This window comes from Streptomyces sp. NPDC001868, assembly GCF_040297125.1.
Classification (GTDB): Bacteria; Actinomycetota; Actinomycetes; order Streptomycetales; family Streptomycetaceae; genus Streptomyces.
The window spans coordinates 132,843-146,102 of record NZ_JBEOYO010000007.1 but is presented as its reverse complement, the minus strand read 5'-3'; the positions used below and the strand labels follow the sequence as shown (position 1 = coordinate 146,102).

Annotated in this window: 10 protein-coding genes; 5 read left to right on the top strand and 5 right to left on the bottom strand. The window is 72.6% G+C overall.

Annotated features, from left to right (window positions below; genetic code table 11):
- Positions 1–407: 407 nt before the first annotated feature.
- On the bottom strand, positions 408–2,750 hold the full coding sequence (locus tag ABT147_RS11225) for a DEAD/DEAH box helicase (protein ID WP_351404325.1): 2,343 nt from the start codon (positions 2,748–2,750) through the stop codon (positions 408–410).
- Between the two features lie 502 nt (positions 2,751–3,252).
- Here ABT147_RS11225 and ABT147_RS11220 point away from each other — a divergent pair.
- On the top strand, positions 3,253–4,029 hold the full coding sequence (locus ABT147_RS11220) for a ferritin-like fold-containing protein (protein WP_351404323.1): 777 nt from the start codon (positions 3,253–3,255) through the stop codon (positions 4,027–4,029).
- 121 nt (positions 4,030–4,150) lie between these two features.
- On the opposite strand, the gene ABT147_RS11215 is transcribed toward ABT147_RS11220, so the two are convergent.
- The 4 genes from ABT147_RS11215 to ABT147_RS11200 form a co-directional block, all read right to left on the bottom strand.
- Entirely contained in the window at positions 4,151–4,423 is a 273-nt protein-coding gene (locus tag ABT147_RS11215) for a hypothetical protein (protein WP_351404321.1), read from the bottom strand.
- A 209-nt stretch (positions 4,424–4,632) separates the two neighbouring features.
- On the bottom strand, positions 4,633–4,860 hold the full coding sequence (locus ABT147_RS11210; protein WP_351404319.1) for a DUF3107 domain-containing protein: 228 nt from the start codon (positions 4,858–4,860) through the stop codon (positions 4,633–4,635).
- A 186-nt stretch (positions 4,861–5,046) separates the two neighbouring features.
- On the bottom strand, positions 5,047–5,688 hold the full coding sequence (locus ABT147_RS11205; RefSeq protein WP_351404318.1) for a TetR/AcrR family transcriptional regulator: 642 nt from the start codon (positions 5,686–5,688) through the stop codon (positions 5,047–5,049).
- 201 nt (positions 5,689–5,889) lie between these two features.
- On the bottom strand, positions 5,890–6,108 hold the full coding sequence (locus ABT147_RS11200; protein WP_351404316.1) for an Rv3202a family protein: 219 nt from the start codon (positions 6,106–6,108) through the stop codon (positions 5,890–5,892).
- Between the two features lie 348 nt (positions 6,109–6,456).
- On the opposite strand from ABT147_RS11200, the gene ABT147_RS11195 reads away from it, so the two are divergent.
- The 4 genes from ABT147_RS11195 (at position 6,457) to ABT147_RS11180 (ending at position 13,251) form a co-directional block, all read left to right on the top strand.
- Complete coding sequence (locus ABT147_RS11195; RefSeq protein ID WP_351404314.1) at positions 6,457–7,713, top strand: alpha/beta fold hydrolase; 1,257 nt, start codon at positions 6,457–6,459, stop codon at positions 7,711–7,713.
- Between the two features lie 689 nt (positions 7,714–8,402).
- Positions 8,403–9,485, top strand: coding sequence for a DUF3152 domain-containing protein (locus tag ABT147_RS47295; protein WP_502983067.1), 1,083 nt, complete (start codon positions 8,403–8,405; stop codon positions 9,483–9,485).
- A 212-nt stretch (positions 9,486–9,697) separates the two neighbouring features.
- Entirely contained in the window at positions 9,698–11,845 is a 2,148-nt protein-coding gene (locus ABT147_RS11185) for a DUF3492 domain-containing protein (RefSeq protein WP_351404310.1), read from the top strand.
- Positions 11,842–13,251: a hypothetical protein gene (locus tag ABT147_RS11180; protein WP_351404309.1), complete on the top strand. Its 1,410-nt coding sequence runs from the start codon at positions 11,842–11,844 to the stop codon at positions 13,249–13,251. The genes ABT147_RS11185 and ABT147_RS11180 overlap by 4 nt, the downstream gene beginning before the upstream one ends.
- The last annotated feature ends 9 nt before the right edge of the window (positions 13,252–13,260 follow it).

Here is a 13,260-nt window from a genome sequence, read left to right as displayed (position 1 = left end):
CAAGGGGGTCGAAGAGGCACAGCCCCTGGGCCCCCTGGCGGCCCCTCAGGCGGCCCCCCGCAGGGGCGCGAGGAACGGCGCGAGCAACCACTCACGACCCGCACCCGCCCGATCACACTCATCCCCGAGCTATGAGGCGCAAGGGGGTCGAAGAGGCACAGCCCCTGGGCCCCCTGGCGGCCCCTCAGGCGGCCCCCCGCAGGGGCGCGAGGAACGGCGCGAGCAACCACTCACAACCAGCACCCGCCCGATTACACGCATCCCCGGGCTATTAGGCGCCAGGGGGTCGAAGGGGCACAGCCCCTGAAGGATGGGACGGGTAGGGGCGGCGGGGGCGAGGAAACCCGAGAAACGCCGAAGGCCCGGCCCCCGGACAGGGGACCGGACCTTCACTCGACTGAAGAGCCTCAGCTCTCCGCGGCCTCCGCGGCAGCGACAGCCTTCCGAGCCCGCCGACGCGGCGCAGGAGCCTCAGCCGCAGCCTCCTCGACGACAGCCGGAGCCGCCGCCTTACGCGTACGACGCGGCTTGGTGGCCTGCTCCTCCGTGGGCTGGGCCGGCACCGCACCCTCGGCCGTGGCCGTGGCCGCAGCCTTCCGGGTCCGGCGACGAGGCGTCGTAGCCTCGACGGCGGCCTCGGCCACGCCGTCCGTCGCCTCGACGACGGCCTCGGCGGCCTTCCGCGTCCGCCGACGGGGCTTGACCACAGCCTCCTCGGCGACGGCCTCCTCCACCACGGCCTCGGCCGGCGCGGCGACCTTACGGGTCCGGCGACGCGGCTTGGCCGGAGCCTCGGCGTCCGACTCGGCGACGGCCGCACCCTCGGCCGTGTCCAGCGCGGCCTCGGCGGCGGGCGCCGCGGCCTTGCGGGTCCGGCGACGGGGCGCGGGCGCGGCCTCCTCGGCGACAGCCTCCACCACGGTTTCGGCGGCAGGCGCCACGGCCTTGCGGGTCCGGCGACGCGTCTTGGGCGCCTCGACGGTGTCAACGGTGTCGACGGCGGCCTCGGCCACGCTGTCCGTCGCCTCGACGACGGCCTCGGCGGCCTTCCGCGTCCGCCGACGGGGCTTCACGGGCGCCTCGACGGCGCTCGCGCCCTCGGCCGTGTCGAGCGAGGCCTCCGCGCTCGGCGCGACCTCGGCGACGGGCGCCTCGACGGCCTCCACCGACTTGCGCGTACGGCGGCGACGCGGCTTCGCGGCCTCCTCGACCGACTCGACGGGCGGACCCGCGACGGTCTCGACCACGGCCTCGGCCTGCTCGGCGGGCGCACCCTCGACCACAGTCTCGGCACCGGGGTTCACCCCGGCACGCGTACGGCGGCGACGACGGGGCGTACGGGCCTCGGACTCGGCGGCGTCGATGCCCGGCGTCTGCGCGGACTCCGACGGCTCCGTGACCGCGGCGGCCTCCGGGGACACCCCGTCGGGGGTGGCGCCACCGCGCGTACGGCGCCGGCGGCGAGGCGTACGCGCCGGGCGCTCACGCTCGCGCTCGGCGGACGACGGGCCGGAAGAACCACTGCCACGGCCGCCACGCCCACGCGGACCGCGCCCGCCCGGCTCGCCGAGGTCTTCCAGCTCCTCGGCCTCAAGGCCGGCCCGGGTGCGCTCGGAGCGCGGCAGGACACCCTTGGTGCCCGCCGGGATGTCGAGCTCCTCGAAGAGGTGCGGGGAGGTGGAGTACGTCTCCGGCGGGTCGTTGAACCCGAGGTTCAGCGCCTTGTTGATGAGCTGCCAGCGCGGGATGTCGTCCCAGTCGACGAGGGTGATCGCGATGCCCTTGGCACCCGCGCGGCCCGTACGGCCGATGCGGTGCAGGTACGTCTTCTCGTCCTCGGGGGACTGGTAGTTGATGACGTGGGTGACACCCTCGACGTCGATGCCGCGGGCGGCGACGTCGGTGCAGACGAGGACGTCCACCTTGCCGTTGCGGAAGGCGCGCAGAGCCTGCTCGCGGGCGCCCTGGCCGAGGTCGCCGTGGACCGCGCCGGAGGCGAAGCCCCGCTGCTTGAGCTGGTCGGCGAGGTCGGCCGCCGTGCGCTTCGTACGGCAGAAGACCATGACCAGTCCCCGGCCGTCGGCCTGCAGTATGCGCGAGACGATCTCGGGCTTGTCCATGTTGTGCGCGCGGTAGATGTGCTGCTTGGTGTTCGCGACCGTCGCACCCTCGTCGTCCGGTGCCGTGGCACGGATGTGGGTGGGCTGCGACATGTAGCGGCGCGCGAGGCCGATGACCGCGCCCGGCATGGTCGCCGAGAACAGCATCGTCTGGCGGCGCGCCGGAAGCATGTTGATGATCTTCTCGACGTCGGGCAGGAAGCCCAGGTCGAGCATCTCGTCGGCCTCGTCGAGCACCAGGCACTTGACGTGCTTCAGGTTCAGCTTCTTCTGGCCCGCGAGGTCGAGGAGCCGCCCGGGAGTGCCGATGACGACGTCGACGCCCTTCTTGAGGGCCTCCACCTGGGGCTCGTAGGCGCGGCCGCCGTAGATCGCGAGGACGCGGACGTTGCGTACCTTGCCGGCGGTCAGCAGGTCGTTGGTGACCTGGGTGCACAGCTCGCGTGTGGGGACGACGACGAGGGCCTGCGGCGAGTCGACGAGGTCCTCGGGCTTGGCGCGGCCGGCCTCGACATCGGCGGGGACGACGACGCGCTCGAGGAGCGGGAGGCCGAAGCCCAGTGTCTTGCCGGTGCCGGTCTTGGCCTGGCCGATGATGTCGGTGCCGGTGAGGGCGACCGGGAGCGTCATCTCCTGGATGGGAAAGGGGCTGATGATGCCGACGGCCTCAAGGGCCTCGGCCGTCTCGGGAAAGATTCCGAGATCTCGAAAAGTCGTAGTCAGGGTGCTGCCTCTTCTGTGTACGCGGTGCGAGGCGAGCGCGGGGGTCGTGTCGGGACCGTGCCGGGGACGTCGGCCGCCTCACGGGCGGACCGTGTGGCACGGGACCACTGCCGACGCTCTAGCGCTCATACCGCTGAGGGGTTCCCTCCGTACGCCGTACGCAGAATGCCGTACGGAAAAGGAGGGCTGTCGGGTCGGAGCCGATCGGGCCACCGACCGGGCATCCTCATGCGTGCGGCCTGTCGAGGAACGGTCGAACGATCGAACTACGTCGACGTACCAGCAGGCGCATTACCACCATACCCCGGAATCGCGCATATGCGATGGCCGATTTGGTCACGTAGTCGTCGTCACACTGCGGGGGACACCGGATGACCGGCCCCTTCCGCCGTGCGCGGGGCGGGCTATTGTGCGCTTCATGACCACGTCTGACAAGCCTGAGAACGCCACCGGCGGCGAGTCCGCCGACGCCGCCGACACCGCCGAGGTCACCGGGATCGCCGCCCAGGACTGGGCCCGGGCCGCCACCGATCCGCAGTACCGCGCCGCGGTGGTGGATCTGCTGGGCGCGCTGGCTTACGGGGAGCTGGCGGCGTTCGAACGGCTCGCGGAGGACGCGAAGCTGGCGCCGACCCTCGTCGACAAGGCGGAGCTGGCGAAGATGGCGGCGGCCGAGTTCCATCACTTCGAGAGGCTCGCCGGCCGGCTCACGGAGATCGGCGAGGAGCCGACGCGGGCCATGGAGCCGTTCGTCGACGCGCTCGACGGCTTCCACCGGCAGACCGCGCCGTCGGACTGGCTGGAGGGGCTCGTCAAGGCGTACGTCGGCGACTCGATCGCCAGTGACTTCTACCGGGAGGTCGCGGCGCACCTCGACTCGGACACGCGCGGGCTGGTGCTCGCCGTGCTCGACGACACGGGACACGCCGGGTTCGCCGTGGAGAAGGTGCGCGCCGCGATCGACGAGGACCCGCGGGTGGGCGGCCGACTGGCGCTGTGGGCACGGCGGTTGATGGGCGAGGCGCTGTCGCAGTCGCAGCGGGTGGTGGCCGACCGGGACGCCCTGTCCACGATGCTCGTGGGGGGTGTCGCCGACGGGTTCGATCTGGCCGAGGTCGGACGGATGTTCTCGCGGATCACCGAGGCGCACACCAAGAGGATGGCCGCGCTGGGCCTCGCGGCCTGAGCGGGGCGCCTAGTCGCCGTCGGGTGAGCTGTCGTCCGGCGGGTGCGGGGTTCGTCGTGGCTGGTCGCGCCGTTCCCCGCGCCCCTCGGCGGGCGGCTTCGCCCCCGCCGGGCCGGCCTTCTCAGGCCGTCGCCGAGCTGCTGCGTCGAAATCGTTCCGTCGGGCGCAGCAGCAGGGACAGGGAGGCCGCCGCGACGATCAGTGCGCCGGTGAGGATCACCAGGTAGTTCACGGAGCCCAGTGCCGTGTGCGTCAGGAAGGCGCCGAAGAGGCCGCCCGCCGTGCCGGTCGGCAGGACCAGGGTGCGGGGCGGCAGACGGTGCGGCAGGCGGTAGGCGACGGCACAGGCGAGGGCGAAGCCGAGAAGTGCGGATCCGAGTGCTTCCAAGAACATGATCGGGTTCCCTCCCGCACGGCCTGGCCTGGGCAAATCGGTCGTAGCCGGTACTACCCGCGAGTCGGGGAGCGCAATCATCGACTGTGGATGAGATGTGGCGGCTCTGTGCGATTCGGGCCGTGGGGGTCATGAGGTCCGGGCGTACGGAGGGGGCCCGGTGGTTTCACACCACCGGGCCCCCTCCGTACGCCTCTCGCGCCTCTTGACTACAGCGCGCTGAAGCCCACCTTGCGGACGGCCGACTCGCCGATGTCGACGTAGGCGAGACGGTCCGCCGGGATCAGGACCTTGCGGCCGTGCTCGTCCGTGAGGCTCAGCAGGGCCGACTTGCCGGCCAGCGCGTCGGCAACGGCACGCTCGACCTCCTCGGCACTCTGACCGCTCTCCAGAACGATCTCGCGGGGCGCGTGCTGCACGCCGATCTTGACCTCCACGGCTATGTCCCTCCGACGGTCAGTGAAATGCGCGGGCTTCCGCGCCGTACGCAGCACACATTAGCCCGGTGAGGGGACGTACACGCTCCGCCTGAGAACGCCAGGAGCGAACAGAACGCGGGAACAAACCCCGGACCGAGGCGGTGCCGTGCCAGTCGGCGGTGCCGCGCCGGCCTGGTCCGGCGGTCAGTGCTGATCGATGCCGTGCAGGGGGAAGCCGGCGATGCCGCGCCAGGCCAGCGAGGCCAGGAGCTGGACCGCCTGCTCGCGCGGGACGCTGCGGTCGCTGTGCAGCCAGGACCGCGCCACCACCTGGGAGAGACCGCCCAGGCCCGAGGCGAGGAGCATCGACTCCGCGCGCGAGAGGCCGGTGTCCTCGGCGATGACCTCGCAGATGGCCTCGGCGCACTCGTTGGTGACCTTGTCGACGCGCTCGCGCACGGCGGGCTCGTTCGTCAGGTCCGACTCGAAGACCAGCCGGAACGCGCCGCCCTCGTCCTCGACGTACGCGAAGTAGGCGTCCATCGTGGCCCGGACACGCTGCTTGTTGTCGGTCGTCGACGCGAGCGCGCTGCGTACGGCGTGGATGAGGGACTCGCAGTGCTGGTCCAGCAGGGCCAGATAGAGGTCGAGCTTGCCGGGGAAGTGCTGGTAGAGCACCGGCTTGCTGACTCCGGCGCGCTCGGCGATGTCGTCCATCGCGGCCGAGTGGTAGCCCTGGGCCACGAAGACTTCCTGGGCGGCGCCCAGCAACTGGTTCCGTCGGGCTCGGCGCGGCAGGCGTGTGCCCCGCGGGCGCGCCGCCTCTGTCTGCTCGATGGCTGTCACGCCGCCTCCCAAGATCGTCCACATGCGGGTGTGCGCCGCGCCGCCATCGTACTTTTCGGTAACCCGGGTGTGCGCGGTGCGAGCGCAGAATTTCACGGACCGGACGCCGGGGAAAGTGCCGCGTACCACGCCAAACGGGAGCATGACGGGCAGAAGGAAGCCCTTTCTCGTCACCGGTCGTCGTCCCTGGTGAGGGTCGGGTTACCGGTAGTCGTCCTCGTCGAGGGAGACCACGCGGGCCTGTTCCGCGAGGTCGGCCTCGTTGGCGGCGTCCGGGTCCGCGTCGGTCAGCGGGTCGTCCCGGTCCGGGGCGACGTCCGTGTGCTGCTCGGCGGCATCGGCCTCGGGAGCCTCGACGTCGTCGAACTCCACGGCTTCCTCCTCGGTGAAGGTGTCGGGATCGGTCGGGTCAACGGCCATCGTGGGTTCCCCTTCCTCATGCTGCCCTGGCGCGGTGCCGTGTCGCCCTGGAGTCGCCGGAACGTCTCCCGGGGCGGCGGGCAGCGTACGGGTGCCCTGTTCGCGAGCCCGGATGCCCTGTTTACGGGCACGGATGCCCTGCTTGTGAGCCTAGGAGACGGGGGAAGGTGGCGCTATGTGGTCGGGCACGCGCGTGTGCCATCGCGTGTGCCGTGCGGTTCGGCCCGCGCGTGCGCCGTGCGTCGCGGTGCGGTCCGGTGGCTGTCCCGTGACAGGTGGCCGATTTGTGTCGTGGTCTGTGACGGCGAACACATGAGCCACTGCGTGATCGTCTCGTAACATTGCCGCATGTCTTCGACCGAGCTGCCGTCCCTGCTGACCGCCACCGCGTCGCCGAAGGCGAGTGCCGTGCGCGTGGCGCCCGGCGAGCGGCTGAGGTCGGTACGGCTGCCCGGGATCACCCTGTCGGTGCGATCGAGACCGCCGGCGCGCGAAGGACTGCCGCCCGCCCTGTACGTGCACGGCCTGGGCGGTTCCTCGCAGAACTGGTCCGCGCTGATGCAGGAGCTCGACGAGGTGGTCGACGGCGAGGCGATCGATCTGCCCGGCTTCGGCGACTCGCCGCCGCCGGACGACGGCAACTACTCCGTCACGGGACACGCGCGCGCGGTCATCCGTCACCTCGACGCCGCCGGGCGCGGCCCCGTGCACCTCTTCGGCAACTCCCTCGGCGGCGCGATCACGACCCGTGTCGCAGCCCTGCGCCCCGATCTCGTCCGCACCCTGACCCTCGTGTCGCCCGCACTGCCGGAGATCCTCGTCCAGCGGACCGCCGTGCCCACCGCGATGCTCGCGCTGCCGGGCGTGTCGGCGCTCTTCACCCGCTTCACCAAGGGCTGGAGCGCCGAACAGCGCGTACGGGGCGTCACGGCGCTCTGTTACGGCGACCCCGGCCGCGTCACGGACGAGGGCTTCCGCAACGCCGTCGAGGAGATGGAGCGGCGCCTCCAACTGCCGTACATGTGGGACGCGTTGACGCGTTCCGCCCGTGGGCTCGTGGACGCGTACACGCTGGGCGGGCAGCACTCGCTCTGGCGCCAGGCCGAGCGTGTCCTCGCCCCGACCCTCCTCGTCTACGGCCGCCGCGACCAACTCGTCGGCTACCGCATGGCCCAGCGCGCCGCCCGCTCCTTCCGCGACTCCCGCCTCGTCTCCCTGCCGGACGCGGGGCATGTGGCGATGATGGAGTACCCGGAGACGGTTGCCGCCGCGTTTCGTGAACTGCTCGCGGATACGGGACAGTTGGCGGACGGGGCGGAATCGGCTTCGATGGGTTCAGGTTCTCCGGGTTCGGGTTCGCGTTCGGGGTCAGGGTCGCGGGACTGGGATCTGGATGGGGATTCCCCTTCGGGTTTCGGTTCGGGTTCCCGTTCGGGTCCGGCTTCGGCCGGTGCCGCGGTTTCGGGTTCGGCCTCTGTTGACGATTCGAGTGAGGGTGGTTCGGTGGGCGGCGGTGACTCGGTCGGTGCCGACTCGGTCGGTGCCGACGGTGCCGGATCGGCCGCCGAGGGTCCGCCATCGGGCTCTCGCGGCGTGGGGAGCTGAGGCGCGGCGTGGGACGGCACAGCCGCAAGGGGCGGGCGCCGAAAGGCGACACGAACGACAGCAGGGCAGCGCGGACGGCGGCGTCCGCCGGGACGGACGACCGCGGACCGGTGGCGCCGCGAGCGGCGGAGGCCCAGAGGGGCCCGGGGGGCCAAGGCACGAGCAGGTCGGCTCCTCCGGGCGCCCGGGGCGCATGGGCTCCGACCGCTTCGGCAGGGGCGCAGTCGGCGGGTGGTGCTCCGCTGCCCCGCAGGTACGACGCGACCCCCGGCCAGGGGATTCCGCGATTCGGCGGGGGCGCGCCCGGGCAGCAGGGGCAGCGTTTCCCTGACGGCACCCCCGCGCACGGTTTCCCGACTCTTCCCGACGGCACGCCGGCGCACGGGATGCCGCGTCTCCCCGACGGCACGCCCGCGCACGGCTTCCCCCGGCTCCCGGACGGCACCCCGGCCAGGGGTTATCCGCCCCCTCGTGGTGGGCACCCCGAGCAGCGTGAAGCGGGTGGCGGATGGGGGCACTTGGGTGGTGGTGGGCGCCGGACGGGTGCCGGACGCGGCGTGGCGCAAGGGGCTCCCGAGGGGGCCCCGTATGGTGTGCCGGGCGAGGCGTCACCCCCCGGCGCCCCGTACGGCGGGCCTCCGGAGCGTTCCGGCCGCCGTATCCCCATTCCCCGGCAGCGGCAGGAGACCATGCCTCCTGGTGGCCCCCGCCAGGCCTATCTCGACGCCTTCGGCGAGGTCGACGACGTCTTCGCACCCGGCCGGACACACTGTGTCGCGCCGGGTGCCGATGCCGACGGCCGGGTCGAGGTGGCTCTCGAAGAGAAGCCGCTGCGGGACAGGCCGTCGGGCAACCCGCGGGACCTGCCGTCGCAGGACGAGTCGGAGCGGGACGCGGCGTCGCGGCGGCAGGGGGCGCACGAGCAGCCTCCGGGCGATGGGTCCGAGGCCGTGGAGACGGCGAAGGGCAAGGAGCGGGCGTTCGCCGGCATCGCGGCCGCCGCGGTCACGACCGTGCTGGCGGTCGTCGTGGGCGGGCAGATGGCAGGCGGTCAGGACAGCACCGCCCCGCAGTCGCAGGCCGCCGGCGCCGGTGAGCGCGATGTGCGCGACGCCTCGCGCAGCGACAACCGGCCCACCCCGTCCAGCCCGCCGAGCCCGAGTGCGACCCCGTTGTCGTACGACCAGAAGATGGGCAAGAAGTACGCGCTCGCTGCGGATCTGAAGGGCGGCGGGAAGTTCGAGGCGGTCAAGGGCTTCGCCAAGGCGCCGGGGACGGGACGGAAGTACCGCTATCGGGTCGATGTCGAGCAGGGGCTCGGGCTGGACGCCGCGCTGTTCGCCGATGCCGTGCAGAAGACGCTGAACGACGACCGGAGTTGGGCCCACGCCGGCGGCCGTACGTTCGAGCGGATCTCCTCCGGGACGCCCGACTTCGTGATTACGCTGGCCAGTCCGGGAACCACCGCGTTCTGGTGCGCCAAGTCGGGGCTCGACACGACCGTGGACAACGTGTCCTGCGATTCGGCCTCCACCGAGCGCGTGATGATCAACGCGTACCGCTGGGCCCAGGGCTCGAAGACGTACGGCGATCAGATCCACGCGTACCGGCAGATGCTGATCAACCACGAGATCGGCCACCGCCTCCGCTACCCGCATGTGACCTGCGACAAGGACGGCGAGCTCGCGCCCGTCATGCAGCAGCAGAGCAAGTTCCTGACGTTCGACGGGATCACGTGCAAGGCCAACCCCTGGCCGTACCCCGGGAATTGACCGGGGCCGCCCGACTGCCTCACGTCACGTGATCGCTTGATCCCTTAGCGCGACAAAACGCGTCCCGCTAGGGAAAGTTACGACCGTTCACCCCTTTTGGTGGTGCGATGGACAACCGTCCGTCGCACCACCGCCTAGTCCGCATACGTTCGTCCCGCTGCGAGCCGCCGGGTGAACGGCGGCTCCTCAAACGGGAGATCGGGGGTGCACGCGTGCGCATCGGACTGCTTACGGAGGGTGGCTATCCGTATGTGAGCGGTGACGCCAGGCTCTGGTGCGACCGACTCGTACGTGGGCTGGAGCGACACGAGTTCGACATCTACGCCCTCAGCCGGAGCGAGCGCCAGGAGGACGAGGGCTGGATCCCGCTGCCGCCCCAGGTCAGGCGGGTCCGTACGGCACCGCTGTGGACGGCCGAGGACGACGGGGTCGTCCACGGGCGCCGGGCACGCAGGCGCTTCGCGGAGGCGTACGGCGAGCTGGCGGCGGCGGTGTGTTCGGGTGGGCCGGGCGCGGCCGACGGGGCGGGGAACGCCTCCGACGGTGGTGGGCCGGGTGCCGAGGCGGACCGTTTCGGCAACGCGCTGTACGGGCTCGCGGAGCTGGCCCGCGACGAGGGCGGACTGGTCGGCGCGCTGCGCTCCGAAGTCGCTGTGCGGACGCTGGAGCGCGCCTGTCGTGCGCCGGGCGCACTGCGAGGGGCGCGCGAGGCTCGCGTACCGGATCTGCTGACGGTCGCCTCCCATCTGGAACGCGCGCTGCGCCCCCTCTCACTCGACTGGTACGAGGACGACGGGCTCGGCTCGGTCGACCTGTGCCACGCGGCGGCCGGCGGCTCGGCCGCGCTGCCCGGGCTGCTGGCCCGTCACTTCCACGGGGTGCCGCTGCTGGTGACCGAGTACGGCGTGCCGCTGCGGGCGCACTACCTCGGGGCCTCGGGAGAGCCGCCGGTGCGCGCGCTGCTCGCGGCCTTCCACCGGCGGCTGACCGCCGAGGTCTACCGTCAGGCCGCCTGTCTCACCCCCGGCAACACCCATGCCCGGCGCTGGCAGGAGCGCTGCGGTGCCGACCGCGCCAGGATCCGGACGGTCTACCCGGGCATGGACGCCGCCCGCTTCGCGGAGGTGGGCGAGTCGCCGGAGTACGCGGATCCGTACACGCTGGTGTGGGTCGGCCGCATCGAGCCCGCCAAGGACCTGATCTCGCTCCTGCACGCCTTCGCCGAGGTCCGCCGGGCGGAGCCCAAAGCGCGGCTCAGGATCGTCGGAGCGGCGGCGGGGTCCGAGGCGGCCGCCTACCTGGGCCACTGCAAGGCTCTGGCCGCACAGCTCTTCCCCGACGAGGCGGTCGGCGTCCACGCGGTCGGCGACAACCCCGTCTCCTTCGAGGAGGTCGGCGACCCGGCCGTCCCCGACCTGGCCGAGGCCTATGCGGCGGGTGCGGTGGTCGTGCTGTCCAGCGTCGTCGAGGGCTTCCCGATCAGCCTGGTCGAGGCCATGTTCTGCGCCCGGCCCACGGTCTCCACCGACGTGGGCGCGGTCGTCGAGGTCATCGGCGGCACGGGTCTCGTCGTGCCGCCGCGCAATCCACGGGCGCTCGCCGAAGCGTGCGTGGCACTCCTGAGAGAACCCGAGCGCCGCGCACGCCTGGGTGCGGCCGCCCGCGCACGCGCCCTCGAACTCTTCACGGTGGAACAGAACGTCGCGGCATTTCGTGGCATCTACCTCGAGGTCGTCTCCCACGCCCCGGTACGCAAGGTCGTCCTCGACCACACCGGCGAACCCCTGCCGTTCGGAGCCCCCGCCGAGGGCCATGTGCCCGGCCGCTGGGCCGATTCGCGCTTGGCGGCGGGGGGCCTCGGGGTTGCGGGGGTCGCCGGTGTGGCTGGGGTTGCGGGAGTGGCGGGCGTGGCTGGGGTTGCGGGTGGCGCGGGTCTTGGCGGGGGTGTCGCAGGGCGGCCGCGCTGGGCGCTCGGCGCGCCGGCGCGGGTGACGCCGCCTGTGCGGGCTACGGCGTTGGCGCCGGGTGCGGGTGCGGGTTCGACGTCGGCTGCGGGGGCGGCGCTGGGTGCCGGTTCGGTGTCGGCTTCGGGTGCGGGATCGGCTTCGGGGTCTGTGGCTGGGCCGGCATCGGGTTCTTCCACTGATTCGGCACCGGGGACTGCGTCTGGTCCGGCAGCGGGTTCTGCACCTGGTTCCGCCCCGGCGTCGGCACCTGCCGTGACTTTGGATGTGGCGGAGGCGACCGGCGCCGCGACCGCGTCGGTGTCGGCTTCGGCTTCGGATTCAGTTCGGGCTACGGAGAGGTCTCCGGGCACGGCGGCCGGGGAGCCGGTGCCTGCGGGGGAGGGGGCGCGATGAGCGAGCTGCGGTTGGACGGGCTGGACGAGTTCGATGGGCTGAAGCGCTCGGATGTCATGGACCGCGCGGATGTCATGGATCGCGCGGACATCACGGCTCGCGTGGACGGACTCGGCGGAGCGGGCGGGCCGGGCAGGTCGGACGGACTGCGTGCGTACGAAGCAGGTACGGGAGGGCTGTCGGGTGCGCCCGGCACCGTGGGCTCGCCCGGTCCGAAGCCTCCGCCGGATGCCGTGAGTTCACCCGACCTCCTGGCGTCACATGACCTTGTCGCCCCGACCGACGTCGCCCTCCCACCAACCGACGACGGCCTCGCCGCATCCGCACCCAGATCCGCCCCCCGACGCGGCGCCGTCGACCCCGTGAAGGCCCTGATGCATCGCCACCGGGAGCTCTGTGAGCGGGCGGTGGACCCCTTGGAGATCGCCGCCGGACTGGAGGCGCACGGGGTGACCGACCGTACGGCTGCCCGCTTCCGGCACCGGGACGTGTTCTCGCTCGCCGAGGAGATGTACGCGCGTGTGTCGCGTGACGGGGAGGAATCCACGGAGCGCGAGCCGATGCCGAGTGCGCCCGGCGCACGCGGTGGATGGGCCGTGCTCGCCCTCCTGCCGGGCGCCCTGTGCGCGGCGGCCGTCGTCGGCGTACGCCTCACCGACGGCCAACCCCGTCTCGTGGCCGCCGCCCTCGGCGCCCTCGCGGTGACGCTCGGCCTCCGCGTGGCCCTTGGACGGGGCCCACTGCGCGCCCCGTCCGACACAATGGACCGTACTCGCGCTTGGACCTGCTGGCTGGCCGCCTACGCCCTCCTCGGCGACGGCCTGCTCGCCGCCGGTCTCGACGGCGGACCCCACGGCCTCTGGCCCCTGGCCGTCGCCCCCGTACTCGCGCTCGCCCTGTCCTGCGCCCCCGCCGTCTGGTGCGCCCACCTCCTCTCCGTACGCGCCCGCCGCAAACTCGCCGCCAGCCGGGGCCTCGCGGAGTTCACCGACTCCATGAAGCCCCTGATCCTCGGTGTGTTCACCCTCCACGTCTGTGCCCTGGCCGCCCTGCTCGCGCTGTGCGGCACGGTCCTGGACGAGCCCGCCGGGTACGCCGGAGCCGGTGCCCTCGGCGCTCTCCTTCTGCTCGCCCGCCTTCTCACCGCGCACGGCTTCGTCCAGGCCCCGGCCGTCGCCCTCCGCACAGCCGCCCTGGCCGAGGCGCTCGCGCTGGGCACGGTCTTCGCGAGCCGTCTGCCCGGCTGCTCCTTCCTGGCCGTCCCCGTCGAGACCGTCGCCGACGCCTGGGGACCCGGATCCGTCCCCGCTCTCGTGTGCGGCAGCGCCGCGCTCGTCCTCCTCGTCCACGCCACCCGCACGCTGACCCGGGCCTCGGCCCACGCCCTGCCCTCCGGGGCGACCTGACCCCTCGGG

Coding starts and splice junctions, on each gene's coding strand:
- ABT147_RS11225 (WP_351404325.1), bottom strand. CDS start 2,750: ATGACGCTCCCGGTCGCCCTCACCGGCACCGACATCATCGGCCAGGCC.
- ABT147_RS11215 (WP_351404321.1), bottom strand. CDS start 4,423: ATGTTCTTGGAAGCACTCGGATCCGCACTTCTCGGCTTCGCCCTCGCC.
- ABT147_RS11200 (WP_351404316.1), bottom strand. CDS start 6,108: ATGGCCGTTGACCCGACCGATCCCGACACCTTCACCGAGGAGGAAGCC.
- ABT147_RS11195 (WP_351404314.1), top strand. CDS start 6,457: ATGTCTTCGACCGAGCTGCCGTCCCTGCTGACCGCCACCGCGTCGCCG.
- ABT147_RS47295 (WP_502983067.1), top strand. CDS start 8,403: ATGCCTCCTGGTGGCCCCCGCCAGGCCTATCTCGACGCCTTCGGCGAG.
- ABT147_RS11180 (WP_351404309.1), top strand. CDS start 11,842: ATGAGCGAGCTGCGGTTGGACGGGCTGGACGAGTTCGATGGGCTGAAG.